The organism is Streptomyces sp. NPDC059785, assembly GCF_042732375.1.
Taxonomy (GTDB): Bacteria; Actinomycetota; Actinomycetes; order Streptomycetales; family Streptomycetaceae; genus Streptomyces.
Map to the genome: position 1 here is coordinate 1 of NZ_JBHWHV010000020.1, position 22,306 is coordinate 22,306.

Annotated in this window: 4 protein-coding genes; 1 reads left to right on the top strand and 3 read right to left on the bottom strand. The window is 75.7% G+C overall.

Translation table 11 applies throughout. The annotated features are described in order from the left end of the window. The first annotated feature begins 328 nt into the window (after positions 1-328). Positions 329-1,246 carry an aminoglycoside phosphotransferase family protein gene (locus ACFV6E_RS17310; protein ID WP_385462462.1) on the top strand — a complete coding sequence of 306 codons (918 nt, stop codon included), beginning with the start codon at positions 329-331 and terminating at the stop codon, positions 1,244-1,246. Positions 1,247-1,421: 175 nt separating this feature from the next. Here ACFV6E_RS17310 and ACFV6E_RS17315 read toward each other — a convergent pair whose 3' ends face one another. The 3 genes from ACFV6E_RS17315 to ACFV6E_RS17325 form a co-directional block, all read right to left on the bottom strand. After that, a complete protein-coding gene (locus ACFV6E_RS17315; RefSeq protein ID WP_385462465.1) occupies positions 1,422-1,934 on the bottom strand; it encodes a GNAT family N-acetyltransferase in 513 nt (170 codons plus the stop codon). 166 nt (positions 1,935-2,100) lie between these two features. Beyond that, entirely contained in the window at positions 2,101-2,304 is a 204-nt protein-coding gene (locus ACFV6E_RS17320; protein ID WP_385173583.1) for an MbtH family protein, read from the bottom strand. Between the two features lie 91 nt (positions 2,305-2,395). Continuing rightward, positions 2,396-22,303 (bottom strand): non-ribosomal peptide synthase/polyketide synthase, encoded by a 19,908-nt coding sequence (locus tag ACFV6E_RS17325; protein ID WP_385462468.1) that lies wholly within the window; start codon positions 22,301-22,303, stop codon positions 2,396-2,398. Between the last annotated feature and the right edge of the window lie 3 nt (positions 22,304-22,306).

A 22,306-nucleotide genomic window follows, 5' to 3' on the forward strand; every position in this document is an offset into this window, starting at 1 on the left:
CTGGGGTCCGTGGGGGCGGGGGTTTGGGGGGGGCTGGGGGGGGGGCCGGCCGGCGGGGCGGGGCCCCCACCCCGGTTACGGAGTCGGTGCCCGGCGGCCGTCAGCTGTCGGCGATCCATCGTCATCCCTGCCTCCCTGGTGGTAGCGGTCCCGCCCGGACGGGAGGAGCGGCAACCACCGTGCGCCGACGGGCCTCTGGGAGCGTGGGGCCGGTGTCCCGATGCGGGCGGGCACGGTGCCCGCGCACGACGGAACGCCACGACCACCCGCGGATGGTGCCGTGCCGTGTCACGGGCAGTGGATCACCGCCCGGCTATCGTGGCTCCGCATGACCCACAGCGAGATCGAGATGACCGCGGAACTGATACGGGAGTTACTGCGCGACCAGCATCCCGACCTGGCCGACCGGCCCGTGAGGCTCGGCCCGCGCGGCTGGGACAACCAGTTGTGGCGGCTCGGCGACGACCTGGCCGTACGACTGCCCTGGGCCACCGATTCCGCGGACGAGTTGCTGCGCAAGGAGCACGCCCACGTGCCCGCGCTCGCCCCGCGGCTGCCCCTGCCGGTCCCCGTCCCGCAGCGCCTCGGCGAGCCCTCCGAACGGTTCCCGCGGCCCTGGATCGTCACCACCTGGGTACGGGGAACGCCCGCCGACCGTGCCCCCGCCACACGCGCCGCGGAGGCGGCCGACACCCTGGCCGCGTTCCTCACCGCCCTGCACCGGCCCGCTCCCGACGGAGCACCGGCCGGACGCGACCGCGGCGGGCCGCTGACCGGGCAGGCCGAGGGCTTCGAACGGGGGCTGGCCTCGGTCACCGAAGCGGGGCTGATCTCCGACCCGGACGCCGTACGTGCCGTGTGGGAGGACGCCGTCGCCGCGCCCGAGTGGGCCGGGCCGCCGCTGTGGCTGCACGGTGACCTGCATCCGGCCAACGTCCTCACGGCGGACGGCACGTTCTGCGGCGTGATCGACTTCGGCGACCTCTTCGCGGGTGATCCGGCCTGCGATCTCGCCGCCGCGTGGCTGCTGCTGCCGGACGGCGCCGCCGGCCGGTTCCACGCCGCCTACCGGCCGGCCCCGGACCCGGCGACCCTTCGCCGCGCCCGCGGCTGGGCGGTGCTCAAGGCGTTCGCCTGCGTCCTCATCGGCGAGGCGGGCGTCCACGGCCGCCTGGGCGGCAAAGCCACCTGGGGCCCGCCCGGCCGGGCCGCGCTGCGGCGCCTCACCTCGACGCTCCCGCGCTGAGCGCACTGTCGGCTCCTGCGGCCGGGGGAAGCGGCTGCACAGGATGGCGTGTACGAGGTGCTGCCGCTGGACCGGGCGGCGGCGGCCCACCGCGCGATGGACGCGGGCGAGGTGTTCGGCAGGATCGTGCTGACCCCCTGAGATCACGGGCTCTGAGCGCATGTGCTCCGAGGGCTCAGGCCGCCCCCGTGGTGGAGATGACGACCATCTGGGTCACCGTGCCGTCGTCGCCGGTCACGTCCCGCACATGGCGGAAGCCCAGTCTTTTGCACAGGGCGAGACTCGCCGTGTTCTCCGCGCCCACCATGCCGTACGCCTCGGTCAGGCCGAGGTCGTCGGCGGCGTGGCGCAGCAGGCCGCGGATGACCTCGGTGCCCATGCCCTGGCCCCAGTACCCGGGCGCGAGGGCGACGACGAGTTCGTGGCCGTCGACGTTGCCGGTCTGCTTGACCTCCGCATGGCCGACGTAGGTGTCCTGCCGCCACAGGCCCCACACGTCGAACCGCCGCGTGGGGTAGACGTCGGTGAGGATGGCGCGGAACAGGGCGCGCAGTTCGGCGTCGGGCACCTGGCCCTGGCCCATCCAGTGCCGTACCCGCTCCTCCTGGAGCAGGGCCACGAAGTGGTCCTCGTCCTCGGGGCGGTAGGGCGTGAAGTCGAGCCGTTCGGTTCTCAGGGCGGGTGTCATCTGCGGGCTCCTGGTGGCGGGGCGGACGGAACGGGTACGCCGGGGGGCCGTGGTCGCGGGACGCCGCCCGGGGTCGGCGGGCGGTGCCGGGAGGGTGCGGACCGCGGGTGCGCGGGGGCGGAGGTCACCGTCCCCGCGCACCCACGGTCCTTCGGACGCGGGCGGATCACGCCTGCGCGTTCTGCATGCGCTCGCGCAGGCTGCGCGGGCGCATGTCGGTCCACACCTCGTCGACGTGGGCGGAGCACTCCTCCTCGGTGCCCTCCTTGCCGACGGGCTGCCAGCCCGCGGGTACCTCGACCTCGACCGGCCAGAGCGAGTACTGGTCCTCGTCGTTGCGCAGCACCTGGTAGCGGGTGTTCTCGTCCATGCCGTGCTCTCCTGTCGTGTGTGCGGTCGGGCCGGTCCGGCGGACTCGGCCGGTTCAGGTTCTGTCGGAGGCGGTCGGGGGCCGGTGACGCTCAGCCCCTCGCGTGGTGGGCGATGTGGCGCAGTGCTTGGGCGAACTCCTCGGCGACGCGCCGTACGGCCGCCGCGCCGAGGCCGCCGGAGCGGTGGTTGAAGGTGAAGGCGAGGCGCCCGTCCCGCACCGCGCCGACCACTTCCAGCGGGTGCGAACCGCTGTCCCGGGGGTCGTGGTCCTGTCCGAAGGAGCCGTGCTCGGTGCGGACCAGTCCACCCCCTGAGGCGGCGGGGCGGGCGTCCCACTGGCCGAGGTAGTTGAAGACCACCTGCCCGTGTGCCCCCGCACCGAGCCGTTCACGCACCTCCGGCGGTCCGAAGGTCCGCAGGGCGCCGAAGCCGAGGCCGTTGCCGGGTACGGCGCGCAGCTGGCGGCGCACCGACTTCACCAGGGCCCGCCAGTCCCGGGCGGCGGAGAGGTCGTCCGGTTCGGGGATCCGCAGGGCGACCGGGTGCACGGTGGTGAACCAGCCGACCGTACGGGAGAGGTCGACGTCGTCGAGCACGTCCTCGCGGCCGTGTCCTTCGAGGTCCAGGCGGACCCGCTCGCTCCCGGTCCAGCGGGCCAGCGACAGGGCAAGCGCCGTCAGCAGGACGTCGTTGACGCGGGTGCGGTAGGCGGCGGGCGCGGCACGCAGCAGGGCCGTGGTGTCGTCCTCCTCCAGTTCCACGGTGAGCGCGGCGTCGTCGCCGTCGTCCGTGCCGTCGGCGTGGGCGGGGGGAAGCGGCTCGGCGGTCACGGCCTCTTCCCAGTAGGGCAGTTCGTGGTCGAGGCCGCCGTCGGCGACGTGGGCGGCGAGCCGGCGGGCCCAGTCGCGGAAGGAGGTGGTGCGCTCCCCCAGGGCGACGGGTTCGCCGCGGACGGACTGCCGGTAGGCGGCCTCCAGGTCGTCGGCGAGGATCCGCCAGGAGACGGCGTCCACGACGAGGTGGTGGCCGACCAGGAGCAGGAACACCGGACGGCTGTCGTCGCCGGTGAACAGGGCCGCCCGCAGCAGCGGGCCGTGGCCGAGGTCGAAGCCGGTGTGCAGGTCGTCGGCGGCCTTCTCCATGGCCGTGTCGGCGTCCTGTGGCGACAGTCCCGTCAGGTCGTGCCGGACGAGCAGGTCGCCCGGCTCCGGCGGCGGGTTGAACTGGTGCCAGCCGTCGGCGTCCCGGGTGAACCGCATGCGCAGGGCGTCGTGGTGTTCGAGCAGGGCGGCCAGGGCCGTGTCCAGGGCGGCCGGGTCGGGGACGCCGTCGAGTTCCAGCAGCGCCGACTGGTTGAAGTGGGTGTGGTCGGCGCGCGGTGTGGTCAGGAACCACTCCTGGATCGGGGTGAGCGGGACCTCGCCGGTCACCGGGCCGTCCCCGGTGCGCCGGGGCGCGACGCCGACGACGGTGGCCAGTTCGGCGACGGTCTGGTGGGTGAACAGGTCGCGGGTGGCGAGGTGCAGCCCCTCGCGGCGCAGCCGGGAGACCACCTGCATACTCAAGATCGAGTCGCCGCCGAGGTGGAAGAAGTTGTCGTCCCGGCCGATGCCGTCGACGCCCAGGACATCGGACCAGACGTGCGCGATCCGGCGTTCGGTGTCGGTGCGGGGCGGGGTGTGCGTACCGCCCGCCGTGTGCGCGGGCCCGGGTGCGGGCAGGGCCCGCCGGTCGGTCTTGCCGTTCGGGGTGAGCGGGATCCGCTCCAGCGGTACGAACACCGCCGGGACCATGTGCGGCGGCAGCGTCCCGGCGAGGTGCTCGCGCACCTCGGCGACGGGGAACTCCTCGACACCTCCGCGGGCGGGGACGACGTACGCCACGAGCCGGCCGGGGCCCGCGGGGCCGTCGGCGCGCACGGTGACCACCGCGTCGCGCACGTGCGGGCCGCGCCGCAGTTCGCTCTCCACCTCGCCCGGCTCGATGCGGAAACCGCGCAGTTTGATCTGGTCGTCCGCGCGTCCGGCGAAGCGCAGCTCGCCGTCGGCGCCCCAGCGGACCAGGTCGCCGGTGCGGTACATGCGCTCGCCGGGCGCGCCGAACGGGTCGGCCACGAACCGCCGGGCGGTCAGCCCGGGGCGGTGCAGATAGCCGCGGGCGAGGCCCGGTCCCGCCACGTACAGCTCCCCCGTCACGCCGGGCGGGACGGGCCGCAGGGCGGCGTCGAGGACGTGGACGCGGGTGGCGCCGGCCGGGCGGCCGATGGGCGGGGCGGCGGCGGACGGGCTCAGCGGTCCTGTCCAGGTGGCGACGACGGTGGCCTCGGTGGGCCCGTAGGAGTTGATCATGCGTCGGCCCGGTGCCCACCGTTCCACGAGGTCGGGCGGGCACGCCTCGGCGCCGACGATCAGGGTGCGCAGGTCGGGCAGGGCGCCCGCGGTCTCCCGCGCCACGGTGGCAAGGGCGGCGGGCGGGATGAGGGTGTGGCTGACGCGGCGCTCGGCGAGCACCTGGGCGAGGCGTTCGCCGACCAGCGGCCCTTCCTCGCCGGTGACGAGGGCGGCGCCGCTCAGCAGGGAGGTGCACAGTTCGAGGACGGAGGCGTCGAAGCTGGGCGAGGCGAACTGGAGCACCCGGTCGCCGGGGCCCGCCGCGTACCGCTCGGCGCAGGCCGCGGCGAAGCCCGCGAGTCCCCGGTGGGTCACCACGACGCCCTTGGGCGTGCCGGTGGATCCGGAGGTGTAGATGACGTACGCCGGATGGTCGGGGGTCAGGGGTGCGGTGCGGTCGGTGTCCGTGGGCGCGGTGTCCGGGCCGTCCGCCGCCCAGAGGTCCGCCGGGTCGTCGAGGACGAGCCGGGCGCCCGCGTCGCGCACCATGAACTCCCGCCGCTGGGCGGGGTAGTGGGGGTCGACGGGCAGGAAGGCGGCGCCCGCCTTGGCGACGGCGAGCTGGGCCACCACCGTCTCGGCGGTGCGGGACAGGGCCAGGGCGACGATCTCCTCGGGTCCCGCCCCGCGGGCGATCAGGCGGTGCGCGAGCCGGTTGGCGGCGCGGTCCGTCTCCGCGTACGAGAGCTGCCGGTCGCCGTCGGCCAGTGCCACCGCGTCGGGGGTGCTTGCCGCCTGCCGTTCGAAGAGTTCGGGCAGGGTCGCCACCGGTACCGCCCCGGCCGTGCCCCGTCCCTGGTCGAGCAGGGCCTTGAGCTCCTCGTCGGAGGCGAGCGGCAGGGCGCCGAGGGGGCGGTGCGGGTCGTCGGCAACGGCGGTCAGCAGGGTGGCGAGCTGGTCGGCCATCCGCTCGGCCGTGGCGGTGTCGAACAGGTCGGTGTTGTAGGTGAGCATGCCGTGCAGCGCGCCGTCGTCGGCCTCGGCGAACTCCAGGGTGAGGTCGAACGCGGCGCTCTCGAGCTCCGTCTCGATGTCGGAGACCTCCAGACCCGGCAGGTCCAGGCCCGCGGCCGGGGTGTTCTGGAGCACCACCATCACCTGGAACAGCGGGGTGCGGCTGGTGTCGCGCACCGGCTGCACCTCGTCCACCACCTGCTCGAACGGCACCTCCTGGTGCTCGAGGGCGGCCAGCACGGTCCGGCGTACGTCGTCGAGGAAGTCGGGGAAGGGGCGGTCACCGTCCACCTCCGAGCGCAGCACCAGGGTGTTGACGAAGAACCCGACGAGATGCTGGATCTCGGCCCGGTCGCGGCCGGAGGTGACGGTGCCGACGGCGATGTCCCGGCTTCCCGACAGCCGGGCCAGGAAGGTCTGGGCGGCGGCGACGAGCGTGGTGAAGAGGGTGGCTCCGCGGTCCCGGCCGACCTGGGTGAGCCGGCGGGCGGTACCGGGCGGCAGTGCGAGCCGGGCGGTCGCACCGCGCTGGGTGCGGATCGGCGGGCGCGGCCGGTCGGTGGGCAGCTCCAGCGGTTCCAGGCCCGCCAGCCGCTCCTTCCAGTAGGTGAGCTGCCGGTCGCCGCCGGGTGCGGTGCGCTGCCAGTGGGCGTAGTCGGCGTACTGCACCGGAAGGGGCGGCAACTGGCCGGTGGCCGCGTCGAGTTCGGCCCGGTAGAGGTGGGCGAGGTCGCCGGTGAGGACGGCCGTGGACCAGCCGTCGGTGACGATGTGGTGCAGGGTGAGGGCGAGGACGTGTTCACCGTCGGCCAGCCGGATCAGTCCGGTGCGGAACAACGGCCCCTGCCGCAGGTCGAACGGCCGGGCGCGGTCGGCCGCCAGCAGCTCGTCCAGGCGTGCCGTGCGCTCGGCGGCGGGCAGTGCGGACAGGTCGTGCAGCGGCAGCGGCACCTCCCGCGGCGGGTGGACGGTCTGCACGCCGTGGCCGTCCACCGTGTCGAAGGTGGTGCGCAGCGACTCGTGCCGGGCCACCAGCGCGCCCAGGGCCGCCGCGAGCGCGGAGACGTCGAGCCGGCCGCGCAGCCGCAGCGCGAGCGCGGTGACGTACTCGCTGCCGCCGGGCGCGAACTCCTCCAGGAAGAACAGGCGTTGCTGCGCGTACGACATCGGGACCGCCGCGTCCCGGTCCACCGGGACCAGCGCGGGACGGTCCTCGTCGGCGGTGCGCTCCTCGGCGAGCAGCGCGGCGAGCGCGCCGGGCGTCGGGTGGGTGAACACCGCGCGCGGGGAGACCTGCGTGCCGAACTCCTCGGCCAGGCGGGAGGCGAGGCGGATGCTGAGGATCGAGTCGCCGCCCAGGGCGAAGAAGTCGTCGCCGGTGCCGGGCCGTTCGACACCGAGCACGTCGGCGAAGACCTCGGCGGTACGCCGTTCGGCCTCGGTGCGGGGTGCGGTGCGGGTGTCCCCGCCGGTGCCGGTCTCCGGCTCGGGCGCGGGGAGTCCGGCGCGGTCGACCTTGCCGTTGCCGCTCAGCGGGAGGGCCGTCAGCGGGACGAACGCGGCGGGCACCAGGTAGTCGGGCAGGGTGCGGCGGGCGAACGCGCGCAGCTCGTCGGCGTCCGCCCCGGCGGGGCCGACGACGTAGGCGACCAGGCGGCGGGCGCCGGGCCGGTCCTCGCGGACCGCGACCGTCACGTCCGTGACGCCGGGGTGGGCCGCGAGGACGGCCGCCACCTCGCCGGGCTCGACCCGGAAGCCGCGGATCTTGACCTGGTCGTCGGCGCGGCCCAGGAACTCGACCGTGCCGTCCGGACGGCGCCTGGCCAGGTCGCCCGTGCGGTACATCCGGGCGCCGGGCGGCCCGTAGGGGTCGGCGGGGAAGCGGCGGGCGGTCTCGCCGGGGCGGCCCGGATAGCCGCGCGCCACGCCTTCGCCCGCCACGTACAGCTCGCCCGCGCAGCCCGGTGGCACGGGGCGCAGCCGGGCGTCCAGGACGTGGACGCGTTTGTCGTCCAGCGGGCGGCCGACGGGCACGGTGCCGGGTACGGCCGTCGCGTCGGCGAGGGCGTGGGAGGTGGCGAAGGTCGTGGTCTCGGTCGGCCCGTAGCCGTCCACCACGGTCAGTCCCGGGCAGGCGGCCAGGACCCGGCGTACGGCCGCGGCGGGGACCACGTCGCCGCCGGTCCACACCTGGCGCAGGCCCGCGAAGCAGTCCGGGGCGTCCTGCGCGAGCAGCCGGAAGAGCCCGGCCGTCAGCCACAGGGCGGTGAGCCCTCCGTCACCGGCGATCCGCCGCAGCAGGGCCGCGTCCACCGTCTCCCCGGGGGCCACGACCACGCAGCCGCCGGTCAGCAGGGGTGCCCACACCTCGAAGGTGGCGGCGTCGAAGGCGACCGGCGAGTGCAGCAGCACCCGCTCGCACACCCCGTCGGCGAAGCGGCCGTCGGTGGCCAGCGACGCCACGTCGCGGTGGCGCACCGCCACGGCCTTCGGCACCCCGGTGGAGCCGGAGGTGAACATGACGTAGGCCAGCCGGTCGGGGTCCGCGGGGACGACGGCCGTGTCCGGATCCGGGTCCGCCGGGACCAAGGCCGTGTCCGGTACGGGGATCCGCCGGGCCCCGGTGACCTCCCCGGCGGTGAGCCGGGCCGTGACGCCCGCCTGCGCGAGCATCGTCCGGCGCCGCTCCTCGGGGGCGCGGGCGTCGACCGGTACGTAGGCGCCGCCCGCCTTGAGGACGGCGAGCTGCGCGACGACGAGTTCGGCGGAGCGGCCCATGAGCAGCGCCACCCCGTCCTCGGCGGCGAGGCCGTCCGTGCGCAGCCGGGCGGCCACGCGGTCGGACCAGTCGGCGAGCTCCCGGTAGGTCACGCGGCGCTCGCCGTCGTGCAGCGCGAGGGCGTCCGGGGTGCGGCGGGCCTGCTCGGCGAACAGGTCGACCGGGCTGCGCGGCGCCGTCGGGCGGGCGGTGCGGTTCCACCGGCCCAGCAGCTCCCGGTCCCCGGCGGTGAGCAGGTCGAGGTCGTCCACGTCGCCGTCGAGACCGTCCGCGAGCCGGGTGAGCAGGGCGGCGAGCCGGCCGGTGGCGCGTTCCACCGTGGCGCGGTCGAAGAGGGCGGCGTCGTAGGCCAGGTCGAAGCCGAGCCGGTCGGCGAGGTGGGCGCGCAGGCAGAGCGGGAAGGTGGTGGCGTCGTCGGCGCGCACCTCCGCCACGTGCACGCCGGTCCTGGCGGCGGCCGACTCGTCGACCGGGTAGTTCTCGAAGACGACCATGCTGTCGAACAGGGCGTTCCCCGCCGGGAGTTCACCGAGTGCCTGGATGCGGGAGAGCGCGAGGAAGTCGAAGCGCCGGTCCTCGCTCTGCCGCTCCTGGAGACCGCGCAGCCAGGGCAGCACACCGCCGCCGGGGACCCGTACCCGGGTCGGTACGGTGTTGATGAACATGCCGATCATGGTGTCCACGCCGGGCAGTTCGGCGGGGCGGCCGGAGACGGTCGTGCCGAAGACGACGTCACGGCGTCCGCTGTAGCGGGCGAGGAGCAGCGCCCAGGCGGCCTGCACCACGGTGTTGACGGTCAGCCCGCCGCGGGCCGCCGTCTCCCGCAGCCGCCGCGACACGTCCTCGTCCAGCTCGTGGTGGACGGCGCGCGCCGAGCGGGCGCGGTGCGCCTCGGCGGGCGCGCGGTCGTACGGCAGCGGGGTCGCCTCGGTGAAACCGGCAAGGGTGTCCGCCCAGTGCCGTTCGGCGGTGTCCTCGTCCTGGTCGCGCAGCCAGCGCAGGAAGTCCGCGAACGGCCGCCGCACGGGCGGCGCGGCGTCCTGGCCGCCGGTGAGCGCGGCGTAGCGCTCGCACACCTCGGTGAGGAGCTGCCCGGTGCTCCAGCCGTCGAGGATCAGATGGTGGGAGGACCACAGCAGCAGGACCTCGTCGCCGGTCAGGGCGGCGAGGGTGACGCGGGTGAGGGGTGCGGTGGTCAGGTCCATGCCCGCGGCGCGGTCCTCGGCGAGCAGCCGCTCGGTCGCGTCCGCCCGTTCCCCGGGGGTCAGCCCGCGCCAGTCCAGGTGGGTGACGGGCAGCTCCACGCGCTGGTGCACGAGCTGCACGGGGTGCGGCAGGCCCTGCCAGTGGACGGCGGTGCGCAGGGCCGGGGTGCGGTCGGCGACCTGCTGCCAGGCCGCCGCGAACGCCCGCGGATCGGCGACGCCGGTCAGCCGTACCGCCGTGCGGTCGAAGTACGCCCCGGCCGTGTCGACCAGGCCGTGGAAGAGCATGCCGGACTGGAGCGGGGTCAGCGGCAGGACGTCGGCGATCCGCCGTCCGTCGCCCACCAGCCGGTCGAGCCGGTCCTGGGTGAGGCCGGCGAGCGGGAAGTCGGAGGGCGTGCGGCCGCCCGCCTCCGGCTCGGCGCAGTGCGCCACGATCTCGCGCAGCGCCGTGCGCGTCTGTTCGGCCAGCTCCCGCACGGTGGACTCGTCGTAGACGCCGGGCGGATAGGTGAAGCCGAGTTCGAGCCGGCCGCCCTGGACCACGCCCGTGATGTCGAGCAGGTAGGGCCGCGGGGCGTCGGGGTCGGTGTCGCGTCCGGCCGGCGGGAGCGCGGCCCGGTACAGGCCGGTGCCGTCGGCGTCGCCCGCGTCCCACTGGCCGTGGTAGTTGAAGCCGACCTGCGGCTGTGGGGCGTCCGCGAGGGGGCTGTCCGGCAGCAGGTGGCGCAGGGCGCCGTGGCTCAGTCCGTGCAGCGGGACCGAGCGCAGCTGTTCCTTGACGGAGCGGAGGGTGTCGCGCCAGCCGGCGCCGGGCCGGACGGTCAGGGCGAGGGGGAACTCGGCGGTGAACCAGCCGACGGTGCGCGAGAGGTCCAGGTCCTCGAACAGGTCCTCCCGGCCGTGTCCCTCGACCCCGATCAGTACGGTGTCGCGGGCGCACCAGCGGGCCAGGGTGCGGCCGAGCGCGCTGAGCAGCACGTCGTTGACCTGGGTGCGGTAGACGTCGGGGACCTGGCGCAGCAGCGCCTCGGTCTCCTCGGGGGCCAGCGTGACCGTGACGGTGGCTGCGGAGCCGTAGGTGTCGGGGCCGGGGCGGCCGGCGGGCAGGGCGGCGGCCGGGGCGCTGCCGGTGCGCGTCCAGTACGCGAGGTCGGCGTCCAGGGCGCCGGAGCGGGTGTGCCGCTGGAGGCGGTCGGCCCAGTGGCCGTACGCGGTACCGGCCGGGGGCAGCTTGACGGGCCGTCCGGCCGCGGCGGCGCGGTGGGCGCTTTCGAGGTCGGCGAGCAGGATCCGCCAGGAGACGCCGTCCACCACCAGGTGGTGCACGGTGACGACCAGTTCGGCGGGGTGGTCGGGGCCGCGGTCGAGGACCAGGGCCCGGACCACCCGGCCCGCGAGGGGATCGAGGGAGAGCTGCGCGACCTCCGCGAGCCGCTGCACCTCGTCCTCCTGCTCCACCACGTGCCGGGTGAACACACCCTCCGGTGCCTGCGGCAGCACCTCCTGGCGCCAGCCGTCGCCGGTCCGCAGGAACCGGGTCCGCAGCGCCGGATGGCGGCGCACGACGGCGTCGACCGCCTGCTCGAAGGCCGCGAGGTCGGTGCCGGGGGCCAGTGCCAGACGCTGGGTCATGGTGAAGCGCAGCGCGTCGCCGGGGCTCCGGCCGTCCAGGTACCAGCGCTGGATGGGGGTGAGCGGCGCCTCGGCGGGCGGGGCGGCGTCCGCAACCACGCCCTCCGCAGGACGCGACTCGCCTACGCACAAAGCGAGTTCGGCGACCGTCTGATGGCGGAAGACGTCCTTCGTCGTCAGCGCGAGACCCGCGCGGCGGGCGCGGGAGACGATCTGGATGGAGAGGATCGAGTCGCCGCCGAGCGCGAAGAAATTGTCCCGGGCGCCCACCCGTTCCACGCCCAGCACGTCGGCCCAGATGGCGGCGAGGCGTTCCTCGGTGCCGGGGCGCGGGGCCACGTACGGGGTGCCGCTGTCGGGCCGGTCCGGCGGGGCGGGCAGCGCGCGCCGGTCGGTCTTGCCGCTGCTGGTGCGCGGGATGCGGGTCAGCGGGACGAACGCGGCGGGCACCATGTGGTCCGGCAGGCTCCGGCGCAGCCGCACCCGCAGTTCGTCGGCGGGCGGGGTGCGGTCACCGGCGGGCACCAGGTAGGCGACGAGCATGGTGCGCCCGGCGTGCTCGCGGGCGGCCACCGCGGTGTCGGCGACGTCCGGGTGGGCGAGGAGCGCGGCCTCGATCTCGCCGGGTTCGATGCGGAACCCGCGGATCTTGACCTGTTCGTCGGCCCGGCCGAGGAATTCCAGGCGTCCGTCGGCGTCCCAGCGGGCCCGGTCGCCGGTGCGGTACATCCGCTCCCCCGGTGCGCCGAACGGGTCGGCGAGGAAGCGGGCGGCGGTCAGTCCCGGCCGGTTCGGATAGCCGCGCGCCACCTGCGCCCCGGCGAGGTACAGCTCACCGGGCACCCCGGGCGGGACCGGGCGCAGGGCGCCGTCCAGGACGTAGGCGCGCACGCCGCGGCCCGGACGGCCGATGACCGGGCGGTCGGGACGGTCGGCGCAGCGGCCGTAGACGGCGTCGACGGTGGTCTCGGTGGGCCCGTACATGTTGTACGCGGTGAGGCCGAAGTCGGTCTGGGCCGCGCACAGTTCGCGCCAGGCGTCGGGGCCGACGGCCTCGCCGCCGACCAGCAGGACGCGCGGGTGGTGGCGGCCGGGGGCGAGGAGTCCGGCGGCGGTGAGCTCGCGCAGGAAGGACGGGGTGACGTTGACCAGGTCGAGTTCCTGGTCGCGGATCTGGGCGCAGTACGCCTCCGGGTCCAGACGGACGTCCTCGTCGATCAGGTGGAGCTGCTGGCCGAGGGCGAGCAGCAGCGGTCCCTCCCAGGAGGTGTCGAAGGAGAACGAGGCGCTGAGCGCGGCCCTGAGCCGGCGGCCGTCCGCGGTGTGCGGGGCGACGAGCCCTTCGCGGTGGTCGTGGCAGAGGTTGGCCAGGTGGCGGTGTTCCACCGTGACGCCTTTGGGGCGGCCGGTGGAGCCGGAGGTGTAGATGAGGTAGGCGGCGTGGGCGGGGTGCAGGGGGGCGAGCCGGTCGGCGTCGGTGGGGGCGTGCGCGGGCAGCCGGTCCCAGGGCACCTCGCGCAGCGCGTCGGCCGTCAGGACCGTGCGCGGCGCGGCGTCCCGCAGCAGGAAGTCGAGGCGCTCCTCGGGCAGGTCGGTGTCGAGGCAGAGCAGGGTGCCGCCCGCCTTGAGCACGGCGAACAGGGCCACCAGCAGCTCCGAGGTGCGCGGCAGCCGTACGGCGACCACGCGCTCGGGGCCGACGCCCCGCGCGATCAGGTGGTGGGCCAGCCGGTTGGCGCGCCCGTCCAGTGCGGCGAAGTCGAGCGTGGCGTCGCGGGCGACCAGGGCGGTGGCGCCGGGCGTGCGCGCCACCTGGGCCTCGAACAGGGCGGGGAAGGTCGCGTCCGCCAGGAGCGGGCGCGGGGCCTGCCAGTCCTGGAGCACCTGGCGGCGTTCGGCGGCCGTCATCAGCGGCAGCGCGGCGGCGTCCCGGTGCGGGTCCTCGGCGGCGGCTTCGAGCAGCAGCCGCAGCTGTGCGGCGAGGCGTTCGGCGGTGTCCGCGTCGAACAGGCCGGTGCTGTACTCCAGGTAGCCGGTGACGCCGCCGTCGCTCTCCACGAAGTCGAAGGAGAGGTCGAAGGTGGCGTGCCGGACCGGCGGGGTCAGGGGCTCCACGGCCAGGTCCGGCAGTCCGGGCACCTCGGCGCCCAGGTTGTGCAGCGCGACCATGACCTGGAACAGCGGGGTGCGGCTGGTGTCCCGTTCCGGCTGGAGGGCGTCCACCAACTGCTCGAAGGGCACGTCCTGGTGGGCGAAGGCCTCCAGGACGGTGGTGCGCACCCGTTCGAGGAGCGTACGGAAGGACGCGCCCGGCTCCACCCGGTTGCGCAGGACCAGGGTGTTCACGAACATGCCGACCACGTCGTGGAGTTCGGGCCGCTCGCGGCCCGCCGTGACGGTGCCGACGGCGACGTCCTCCTGGTCCGCCCAGCGCGAGAGCAGGACCGTGCAGGCGGTCAGCAGGGTCATGTAGAGGGTGGCGTCCGCGTCCCGGCCGGTGGCGCGCAGCCGCTCGGTCAGCCCGGCGGGGAGGTGGAAGGTCACCAGCGCCCCGTCCCGGGTGCGCACGGCGGGCCGCGGCCGGTCGGTGGGCAGCTCCAGCGGCGCGACGCCGTCCAGCGCCTCGCGCCAGTACGCGAGTTGGTCGTCCATTTTTCGCGTACGGGTGCGCTGCCAGGCGGCGAAGTCGGCGTACCGCACGGGCAGTTCGGGCAGCAGGGGAGCCCGTCCGTCGTGGGCGGCGGTGTACAGCTCGGCCAGGTCGCGGCCGAGCACGCCGGTCGACCAGCCGTCGGTGGCGATGTGGTGCACGGCCAGGATGAGCACGTGCTCATCGTCGGCGAGTCGTGCGAGCCGGGCCCGCAGCAGCGGTCCGGTGCCCAGGTCGAAGGGCCGGGTCCCCTCGCGCTCCACGAGGGCGTCCAACTGCTCGGGGGCGCCGGTGAGGTCCTCGACCGGCAGGTCCACCGGGTACGGCGGGTGCACGAACTGCCGGGCCCGGCCGTCCTGTTCGGCGTACGTCGTGCGCAGTGCCTCGTGCCGGGCCACGAGTCCGTCGAGGGCGGCGCGCAGGGCGCCCGTGTCGAGCGGGCCGCGCAGCCGCAGCACCGACAGCGTCGTGTACTCGGAGCCGCCCGGCTCGAAGCGGTCGAGGAACCACAGCCGCTGCTGCGCGTACGACAGCGGCGCCGGGCCGTCCGGGTCGGCGGCCGGGATGGTGTCGGCCGGTGCGCCGTCGCCGTCCGCCGGGTCGCCGAGTTCGGCGGCGAGGGCGGCGACGGTCGGGTGGGTGAACAGCAGCCGGGGCGAGACGTCCGCGGCGAAGGCCGCGCGCAGCCGGGAGACGACGCGCACGGCGAGGATGGAGTCGCCGCCGAGGGCGAAGAAGTCGTCGTCGGCGCCGATCCCGTCGGTGTCGAGGACGTCGGCCCAGGCTGCGGCCACCGCTCGCTCGGCGGGGGTGCGCGGCGCTGTGCGTGCGGCGCCGGTGGCGAAGCCGTCGGGTCCGGGGGCGGGCAGCGCGCGCCGGTCGAGCTTGCCGTTGACGGTCAGCGGCAGGGCGGCCAGTGGCACGTAGGCGGCGGGCACCATGTGCGCGGGCAGCAGTTGTTCCAGGTGGGCGCGGAGTTCGGCGGCGGTCGGCGGCCCGTCGGCGCCGCGGCCGACGACGTGGGCCACCAGGCGCCGGGTCCCGGAGCCGTCCTCGTACACGCCCACCGCCGCGGCGCCGACGCCCGCGTGAGTGTGCAGCGCGGCCTCGATCTCGCCGGGCTCGATGCGGTAGCCGCGGATCTTCACCTGCTGGTCGGTGCGGCCCAGGTACTCCAGGGTGCCGTCGGCGCGGCGGCGGGCCCGGTCGCCGGTGCGGTACATCCGCTCCCCCGGCCCGCCGAACGGGTCGGCGAGGAAGCGGGCGGCGGTCAGTCCGGGGCGGCCGAGATAGCCGCGCGCCAGGCCCTCCCCGGCCACGTACATCTCGCCGACGGCTCCGGACGGTACGGGGGCCAGGTCGGCGTCCAGGACGTACACGCGCAGGTCGGGTATCGCGGTGCCGATGGGACTCGCGGCGCCGGTGCGGCCGGTCGTGCGGTCCAGCGGCTGGTGGGTGACGTGCACGGTGGTCTCGGTGATGCCGTACATGTTGACCAGGCACGGGGCGGTGTCGCCGTGCCGGGTGTACCAGTCGGCGAGGCGGTCGACGTCCAGTGCCTCGCCGCCGAAGACCACGGTGCGCAGGGCCAGGCGCGCGCTCAGGCCGGGGTGTTCTGCGTCGGCGCGGATCAGCGGGTAGAAGGCGGACGGGGTCTGGTTGAGGACGGTCACCCGCTCGTCGGCGAGCAGGCGCAGGAAGTCCTCCGGGGAGCGCGCCGTGTCGTCGGGCACGACGACGAGCCGGCCGCCGTGCAGCAGCGGGCCCCACAGCTCCCACACGGAGAAGTCGAAGGCGTAGGAGTGGAACAGTGTCCACACGTCGTTCTCGTCGAAGCCGAACCAGTGGCGGGTGCTCGTGAACAGCCGGACCACGCCCGCGTGCGGGATGACCACGCCCTTCGGGCGGCCGGTGGAGCCGGAGGTGTAGATGGCGTAGGCGGGGCTCTCCGGCAGCGGACGGTGGGCCCGGTCGGGGCCGGTGGCCGGGCGGCGGGCGAGGTCGGCGCGGACGCCGGGGTCGTCCAGCGCCAGCAGCGGCACCGCGCCACCTTGCGTCCGGCCGGTCGTCACCAGGGTCACGGGCCGGGCGTCGGACAGCAGGTGGGCGACGCGTTCGGCGGGTGACTTCGGGTCGATCGGCAGATAGGCGGCGCCCGTCTTCAGGACGGCCAGGACCGCCACGACGAGGTCGGTGGAGCGGGGCAGCGCGAGCGCCACGTACCGCTCGGGTCCGGCGCCCTCCTCGGCGAGGCGGTGGGCGAGCCGGTTCGCCGCCGCGTCGAGCGCGGCATAGTCGAGTCGGTCGGCGCCGCAGGTGACGGCGGTGGCATCGGGGGTACGGGCCGCCTGGGCCTCGAAGAGGTCGACCAGGGTGTCGGCCGGACGGCCGGGCCCGGCGACCCGGGAACGGGCGGACGCCCGCTCGTCCGCGGTCGTCCAGGCCAGGGCGCGCAGGGGCCGGTCGAGGTTCTCCGCGAGCTCCGTGAGCAGCAGGCACAGCCGGTCGGCGAGCGCGCGGACGGTGGCGGCGTCGAAGAACGCCGGGTCGTGGGCGAGGTCGAAGCCGAGCCGTTCGCCCTGGTAGGCGCGGAGCACCAGTGGATAGTTGGTGGCGTCGCGGGAGGCGACGTCCACCAGACGGACGCCGGAGCCGGAGGTGCGGGCCGCGTCGAAGGGGTAGTTCTCGAAGGCGACCATGCTGTGGAAGAGCGGGGTGCCGGAGGGCACGTCGCTCAGGGCGGTCAGTTCGGCCAGGGAGACGGCGGCGAAGCGCCTCGACTCGGCCTGCGCGTCCTGGAGTTCGCGCAGCCAGCCGGCGGCGGCACGGCGGCCGTCGACCCGGACGCGGGTGGGCACGGTGTTGATGAACATGCCCACCATCGACTCCACGCCCGGCAGTTCGTCGGGGCGGCCCGAGACGGTGGTGCCGAACACCACGTCGGGTTCGGCGCCGTAGCGGGACAGCAGCAGCGCCCAGGCGCCCTGCACCACGGTGTTCACGGTCAGTCCGGCGTCCCGGGCGCTGCGGGCCAGCGCCGCGGACGCCCCCTCGGACAGCTCGACGGTGTGGACGCCGGCCGACCGGGCCTCGTGGGCGCCGGTCAGGGGGCGGTCGGCGGGCAGCGGGGTCGGGGTGGCGAAGCCGTCGAGGACCCGCTGCCAGTGCGCCCGCGCGGCGCCGGTGTCCTGCTCGGCCAGCCAGCGCACGTAGTCGGCGAAGGGCCGCCGCACGGGCGGCCGGTACTCGGTCCCGGCGGTGAGCGCCGCGTACTCCTCGCACACCTCCGTCAGCACCTGCGCCAGGCTCCAGCCGTCCAGGATCAGATGGTGGGAGGTCCACAGCAGGTGCAGTCGGGCGTCGGGCAGCCGGATCAGGGTGAGCCGCATCAGCGGCGCGGCGGTGAGGTCGATGCCCTGGGCCAGGTCCTCGGAGCGCAGCCGGTCGAGCCGTTCGGCGCGCTCCGCCTCCTGCACCTCCCGCCAGTCGAGATGGGTGACCGGCACCCGGACCTCGCGGTGCACGACCTGGAGCGGCACGGGCACGTCCTGCCAGACCACCGAGGTGCGCAGGGCGGGCGTCCGGTCGGTGACCCGCTGCCAGGCGCGGGCGAAGGCGTGCGGGTCGGCCACGCCGTCCAGGAACAGGGCGGCCTGGTCCACGTACACGTCGTCGGGGCCGCCGACCAGGCGGTGGAAGAGCATGCCTTCCTGGAGCGGGGTGAGCGGAAGGAGGTCCGCCACCCGGCGGCCGTCACCCGCCAGCCGGTCCACACCCGCCTGGTCGAGGCGGGCGAGGGGGAAGTCGGAGGGGGTGCGGCCGCCGGCGTCCGGGCGGGCGCAGTGCTCGGCGATCGCGGTCAGCGCCGCCACCATGCCGTCCGCCAGGTTTTGTACGGTCTCCGTGTCGTGCGTGCGGTCGCTGTGGTGCCAGGTGATCTCCAGCTCGCCGTCGGCGACCACGGCCGAGATGTCGAGCAGGTGGTCGAGGGGTTCGTCGGCGGCCGTCTCCCGCCCGGGCACCTCGGCGGCGGGGGCGAAGTCGGCTCCGGCGGCGGTGTCCCACTGGCCGTGGTAGTTGAAGCACACCTGCGGCAGCGGCAGTTCGCGCAGGGCGCGGGCGGCCGGGTCGGGCGAGCCGAGCCGGGCCAGCGCCTCGTGGCTCAGGCCCTGCCGGGGCACGGCCCGCAGCCGCTCCTTGACGGCCTTGAGCGTGGCGCCCCAGTCGGGAGCGCCGGCCGGTCCGGCCGGAGTGAGGGTGACGGGGTACTGGCTGGTGAACCAGCCCACCGTACGGGACAGGTCGAGAGTGTCGTCCTCGCGTCCGTGGCCCTCGAGCGCGACGGTGACCCGTTCGGCGCCGGTCCAGTCGGCGAGAACCCGGCCGAGCGCGCTGAGCAGCACGTCGTTGACCTGGGTGCGGTAGACGGCGGGCACCTGGCGCAGCAGCGCCTCGGTGGTGGCGCGGTCCACGCGGGTGCGGACGGTGCGCACGGATCCGGCGAGCGGGGTGCCAGGGCGGTCCACGGGCAGCGGGGTACGGGGTTCGGCGGCCTCGGCCGTCCAGTACGGCAGGTCGGCGTCCAGGTCGCCGGCCCGTACCCGGCGGGACAGGTGCGCGGCCCAGTGGGCGAACGGCGTCGCCACGGGCTCCAGCCGGACCGGCTCCCCGGCCGCCGCCTGCCGGTAGGCCGTCTCCAGGTCGGCGAGGAGGATCCGCCAGGAGACGCTGTCCACGGCCAAGTGGTGGGCGGTGACGAACAGTTGGGGCCGTCCGCCGGGCGGGAGCAGCAGCAGGGCGGCGCGCAGCAGGGCGCCCGTCGCCGGGTCCAGTCCCGCGCGGGCGGCGTCGGCGGCCTCGGCGCGGGCGGCCGGGAGGTCGGCGGCGCCGGACAGGTCGTGGCGGGCCAGCAGCCCGGTGGCGGAGCCCGCCCCTGGATGCTGTTGCCAGCCCTCGCCGGTGCGCTCGAAGCGGGTGCGCAGCGCCGGGTGGTGGGCGGCCAGCGCCTCCACGGCACGGCCGAGCGCGGGCTCGTCCACGTCGTACGGCAGGTCGAGCAGCAGGGACATGCCGAAGTGACGCAGCCGCCCGTCCGGTTCGCCGTGCGTGGCGGCGAACCACTCCTGGACCGGGGCCAGCGGCGCGGGCCCGCCGGTGTACGGCCGCGCGGGCGCGGGTGCGTCGGCGGTGCGCCGGGAGGCGGCGGCGGCCAGGTCGGCGACGGTCTGGTGGCGGAAGACGTCCCGGGAGGTCAGGTGCAGCCCGGCCGCGCGGGCGCGGGAGACGGCCTGGATGGAGAGGATGGAGTCGCCGCCGAGCTCGAAGAAATTGTCGGTGACGCCCACTCTCGACACCCCTAGCACCTCGGCCCAGATCCCGGCGAGCGTCTCCTCCTCCGGGGTGCGCGGCGCGACGAACTCCCGCTCGCGCGGAGCGGCTTCGAGGTCGGGGGCGGGCAGGGCACGGCGGTCCAGCTTGCCGCTGGTGGTCATCGGCAGCGCGGCGAGGACCGTGAACGACGACGGCACCATGTGGTCGGGCAGGACACGGCGGCAGGCCGCCCGCAGCTCCGCGGCGGCGGGCGGCTCGGCGCCCGTGGCCGGTACGAGGTAGGCGGCCAGCCGCAGATGGCCGTGCGCGTCGGGCAGGGCGACGACCGCGGCGGCGCCGATGTCCGGCAGGTCGAGGAGCGCCGCCTCGATCTCGCCGGGCTCGATGCGGTGGCCGCGCACCTTCACCTGGTCGTCGGCGCGCCCGAGGTAGTCCAGGCGCCCGTCGGCGGTCCAGCGGGCCAGGTCGCCGGTCCGGTACATCCGGGTCCCGGGCGGCCCGTACGGGTCGGCGACGAAGCGGGCGGCGGTCAGCCCCGGCCGGTTCGCGTAGCCGCGGGCCAGCTGCCCGCCCGCCAGATACAGTTCGCCGCCGACACCGGGCGGCACCGGCCGGCGCCGCCCGTCGAGGACGTAGGCCCGGACGTCGGGCAGCGGACGTCCCACGAGCGGGCGTCCGTCACCCTCGATCCGGCAGGCCAGCGCGTCGACCGTGCACTCGGTGGGGCCGTAGAAGTTGTACGCGGCCACGTCCCGGTGGGCGGCCAGCTCGCGCCACAGCGTCGCGCCGATCGCCTCGCCGCCGAGCATGAGGACGCGCGGGTGGTGCCGGGGGTCGGTGAGCAGCCCGGCGGGCAGCAGCTGGCGCAGGTAGGACGGGGTCAGGTCGAGGAAGTCGATGCGGTGGGCGACGACGTACTCGACCAGGGCGGCGGCGTCCAGCCGGGTCGTCTCGTCCACCAGGTGCAGCGGGTGGCCTTCGGCCATCAGCAGCACGCCTTCGAGGGAGGTGTCGAAGGAGAACGAGGCGGTCAGCGCCACGTTCAGCGGGCCGCCGCCCGCCTCGGCGACGAACCCCTCGCGGTGCGCGGCGAGCAGCCGGGTGAGCGAGCGGTGGGAGACGGCGACGCCCTTGGGGCGGCCGGTGGAGCCGGAGGTGTAGATCACGTACGCGGTGGTGTCAGGGTCCGGCGGGGCGAGCGGGGCGGTGTCCGCGGGGACCTCCGGCACCGCGCGCAGCGCGGCCTCGTCCAGGACGAGGGCGGGGCGTGCGTCGTCCAGCAGGAACCGGACGCGTTCCTCGGGCAGCGCGGGGTCCAGCGGCAGATAACCGGCGCCGGACTTCCAGACGGCGAGCAGCGCCACGATCATGTCGGCGGTGCGCGGCAGCCGCAGCGCGACGAGGCGTTCGGGACCGGCGCCCCGCGCGATCAGGTGGCGGGCGAGCCGGTCGGCGCGGGCGTCGAGCGTCGCGCAGTCGAGGCGCTCGTCCCCCGCGACCAGGGCGGTGGCCTGCGGGGTGCGGGCCGCCTGCCGGGCGAACATCTCCGGCACGGTGGTGGCGGGGGCGGGCCTGGCGGTCGGGTTCCACTCATGGATGATGCGCCGGGCCTCGTCCGGGCCGAGCAGGGGCAGGGCGCCCAGCGGACGGTCGGGGGTGGTGGCCGCGCCGTCCAGGACGCGCAGCAGTTGGCCGGCCGTCCGCCGGACCGTCTCCGCGTCGAAGAGGTCGGTGCGGTACTCCAGCAGGCCGGTGAGACCGTCCCCGTCGGGGACGAACTCGATGCTGAGGTCGAAGGTGGCCGCCTGCCGGGGCACGGCGACCGGGGAGGCGGTCAGGTCGCGCAGGGCGGGGGCGACGGGCGGGGCCGGGTGGAGCAGCACCATCACGTCGAACAGCGGGTTGCGGCCCGCCTCGCGGGGCGCGCCCACGGCCTCCACCAGCCGCTCGAAGGGGGTGTCGGCGTGCGCGAAGGCGTCGTTGACGGTGGTCGCGGCGGCCCCGAGCAGGTCGCGGAAGGAGCCGGCGGCGTCGACGGGGGTGCGCAGGACGACGGTGTCGGCGAAGAAGCCGACGGCGCGCTCCAGATCGGTGCGGGAGCGTCCCGGCGCGAGGGAGCCGACGGTGCTGTCGTCCTGTCCCGACCAGCGGGCCAGGAGCGCCTGGCAGGCGGCGACGAGGGCGGCGAACAGGGTGGTGTGCTGTTCGGCGGCGAGGGCCCGCAGCCGGGCGGTGATGTCGGCCGGGACGCTGAAGGAGAGGGTGGCGCCCGCTCCGGACTCCTCTCCGCCGCGGGGCCGGTCGAGCGGCAGCCGCGGCGGCACGGATCCGGTCAGCTGCCGTTTCCAGTAGTCGAGCCGGCGGTCCAGGCCGGGTCCGGCGAGCTGTTCGCGCTGCCACACCGCGAAGTCCGGGTACTGCGTCGCCACCGGCGGCAGGTCCGGCGCCGCGCCCCGCGCCAGGGCGTCGTAGGCGGTGCACAGCTCGTCCAGCACCACGCCCATCGACCAGCCGTCGGTGACGATGTGATGTGCCGTCAGGAGCAGGACGTGCGCACCGTCCGGCTCACGCAGCAGCAGGGCCCGCAGCAGCGGTCCGGTGTCCAGGCCGAAGGGGCGGTCGTACTCCGCGAGCAGAGTGTCGCCGAGATCGGCGCCGGGCGCGAGGTCGCGCACCGGCAGCGGCACCGGACCGGCCGGGTGCACGGTCTGCGCCGGGCGCCCTCCGTTCTCCTCGAAGGTGGTGCGCAGCGCGTCGTGCCGCGCGACCACGGTGTCCAGGGCGCGGGAGAGGGCGCCGGTGTCCAGCGGTCCGGTCAGGCGCAGGGCGACCGCGCTGTTGTAGCGGGGGTCGCCGGGACGCAGCCGGTCCAGGAACCACAGCCGCTGCTGGGCGAAGGACAGCGGCAGCGGCCTGTCCCGGTCGGCGCGCGGGATGCCTCGCGGGGAGGTTCCGCCCGGTGCGGCGGCGGCCCGTCCGGCGAGCCGGCGGCGCAGCGCCTCCTGGAGGTCCTGGGGCAGGGCCTCGGCACGGTTTCGCTTCGAAGACGTCATGGT